Source organism: Skermanella sp., from assembly GCF_059503625.1.
In genome coordinates this window covers 9,540-11,807 of the sequence record NZ_JCACHA010000693.1, presented here as the reverse complement: position 1 = coordinate 11,807, position 2,268 = coordinate 9,540, and the positions used below count along the sequence as shown (strand labels likewise).

Sequence of the window (2,268 nt, the reverse complement as noted above, 5' to 3'; positions counted from 1 at the left end):
CCAACCACAAGAAGAACATCATCGGCCTGGACGGCTACGGTCTTTCCGTCGTCGGTACCCGGTCCATCAATCCCGCCATTTCCGGAGCCGACTGAGGCATGTCCGCCGTCACCGATACCGCCACCGACGCAGTGATCCGCATCACGGGTCCGCACATCCTGATCGTCGAAGCCCGCTTCTACGAGGACATCGCGGACGAGCTGGTCCGGGGCGCCATCATCGAGCTTGAGAAAGCCGGCGCCACCTATGACCGGATCGCCGTCCCCGGTGCCTTCGAGATCCCCGCCGCGATCAACTTCGCGCTCACGGCGGCGGAGGGCGGCGGCGCCGCCAACGACGAGAGCGCCGCGCCCCGCTACGACGGCTATGTCGCCCTGGGCTGCGTCATCCGGGGCGAGACGACCCACTACGACTATGTCTGCATCGAAAGCGCACGTGGATTGCAGGATATCGCCTTGCGCCACAACGCCGCCATCGGCTACGGCATCCTGACAGTCGAAAACGACGATCAGGCCTGGGCGCGTGCCAAGGTGGATCAGAAGAACAAGGGCGGCGCCGTGGCGTCGGCCTGTCTTGACATGATCCGGTTGAAGCGCCACTTCGGCCTGACATCCTGAATCAGACATATGCAGTTTTGAAAAGCACCATGGCACAGTCAGACGACGCGCGTGACAATGCCGCTTCGGGGGCTTCCCCCAAGCGCGGCCAGACCGGTTCGGGCGGTAAGCCGGGTTCCCGGCGTACCGGCGGGGGCTCGGCCAAGGCACGTCGCAAGGCGGCTCGTCTGGCGGCGGTGCAGGCTCTCTATCAAGTCGATCTCAGCGGCACCAACACCGAGACGGTCCTGGGAGAGTTCATCAAGCACCGCTTGGGACATGAGGTCGATGGCGACACCTATGTCGCCGCCGACCCGCAGCTCTTCTCCGACATCCTGCGCGGCGCCAGCGCCCGTCAGGCTGAGTTGGATACCATGCTGACCTCCTGCCTGGACGCCACCTGGCCGGTGGACCGGCTGGAACGGCTGACGCGGGCGATCCTGCGGGCGGGAGCCTTCGAGCTTCTCGTCAACGTGGAAACCCATCCCCGCATCGTGATCAGCGAATACGTGGACGTCGCCCACGCCTTCTTCGCCGGCCGCGAACCCGCGATGGTCAACGGCGTGCTCGACAAGCTGGCCCGCGCCATTCGAGCCGACGATCTGGCTGCTCCGGACCCCTCGCGTGCCCCAGCCGCCGGGCGCTGACGGCGCCGGCGAATTCGGCCGGATCGACCGCTACCTGAAGCCGCTGGCGGCAGGTTTCCCCGGCGCGCTCGGCCTGACCGACGATGCCGCTGTGTTCGGCATCCCGCCCGACCGGGAACTGGTGATAACCACCGACGCCCTGGTTGCCGGCGTTCACTTCCTCCCCGACGATCCCCCCGCCGACATCGCCGCCAAGCTGCTGCGGGTCAACCTTTCCGACCTTGCCGCGATGACGGCGGAGCCGCTGGCCTATTCCCTGGTCACCAGTCTGCCCGCCGATATCGGCGACGGTTGGCTCGCCGCTTTCGCCGCCGGTCTTGCGGAGGACCAGAAGCGCTACGGCATCCACCTGATGGGCGGCGACTCGGTTTCGACTCCCGGCCCGGTCACCCTGTCGGTAACCGCCTTCGGCCTCGTGCCCAGAGGACAGGCGCTCCGCCGTGGCACGGCAGGCGCGGACGATCTGGTCTTCGTCAGCGGCACCATCGGCGACGCGGCCCTCGGCCTCCGCGTTCTCCAAGGCAAGCTGAACGCCCCGGACCCCGATCCTCTGATCGAGCGCTACCGCCGCCCGCAACCCAGGCTTTCCCTGGTGCCGACGCTGCGCCGCTTCGCGACGGCCGGCCTCGACGTCTCCGACGGCTTGGTCGCGGATCTGGCGCATCTCTGCGAAGTTTCAGGCTGCGCCGCGACGATCCACGCCGACCGCGTCCCCCTGTCCGCCGCGACCCGCGCCGCTATCACGGCAGACCCGGCTCTCCTCGCCACAGCCCTGACCGGCGGCGACGACTACGAAATCGTCTTCACGGTGAAACCCGAAGACCGCGAAGCGCTCCTCGCCTCCGGCGCCGACGTGACCGAGATCGGCCGCCTTTCCCCGGACGGTGCCGCCGGCACCGTTACTGTCCTGGACGGTACCGGCGCCCCCACGCCCCTGACGGCCCGAGGCTGGACGCATTTCTAGAAAAACGTAGGTCGGTCTAGAGCGAAGCGGCAGCCGACAAGCCGGCGCGTCTGCTTGTCGG

General features: G+C 67.7%; 3 protein-coding genes. All 3 read left to right on the top strand.

Annotation, left to right across the window (positions count from 1 at the left end):
- Positions 1 to 98 precede the first annotated feature (98 nt).
- Genes AC5JJ6_RS22905 through thiL form a run of 3 tightly spaced genes read left to right on the top strand, consistent with a single transcriptional unit; the run spans position 99 to position 2,207 of the window.
- A complete protein-coding gene (locus AC5JJ6_RS22905; RefSeq protein ID WP_044431485.1) occupies positions 99 to 617 on the top strand; it encodes a 6,7-dimethyl-8-ribityllumazine synthase in 519 nt (172 codons plus the stop codon).
- A gap of 29 nt (positions 618 to 646) precedes the next feature.
- Positions 647 to 1,243: a transcription antitermination factor NusB gene (nusB, locus tag AC5JJ6_RS22900; protein WP_496044266.1), complete on the top strand. Its 597-nt coding sequence runs from the start codon at positions 647 to 649 to the stop codon at positions 1,241 to 1,243.
- Positions 1,221 to 2,207 carry a thiamine-phosphate kinase gene (gene thiL, locus AC5JJ6_RS22895; RefSeq protein ID WP_496044265.1) on the top strand — a complete coding sequence of 329 codons (987 nt, stop codon included), beginning with the start codon at positions 1,221 to 1,223 and terminating at the stop codon, positions 2,205 to 2,207. The genes nusB and thiL overlap by 23 nt, the downstream gene beginning before the upstream one ends.
- The last annotated feature ends 61 nt before the right edge of the window (positions 2,208 to 2,268 follow it).

Bases quoted from the DNA above. Each gene is read 5' to 3' on its own strand.
- AC5JJ6_RS22905 (WP_044431485.1), top strand. From the start codon at position 99: ATGTCCGCCGTCACCGATACCGCCACCGACGCAGTGATCCGCATCACG.
- nusB (WP_496044266.1), top strand. From the start codon at position 647: ATGGCACAGTCAGACGACGCGCGTGACAATGCCGCTTCGGGGGCTTCC.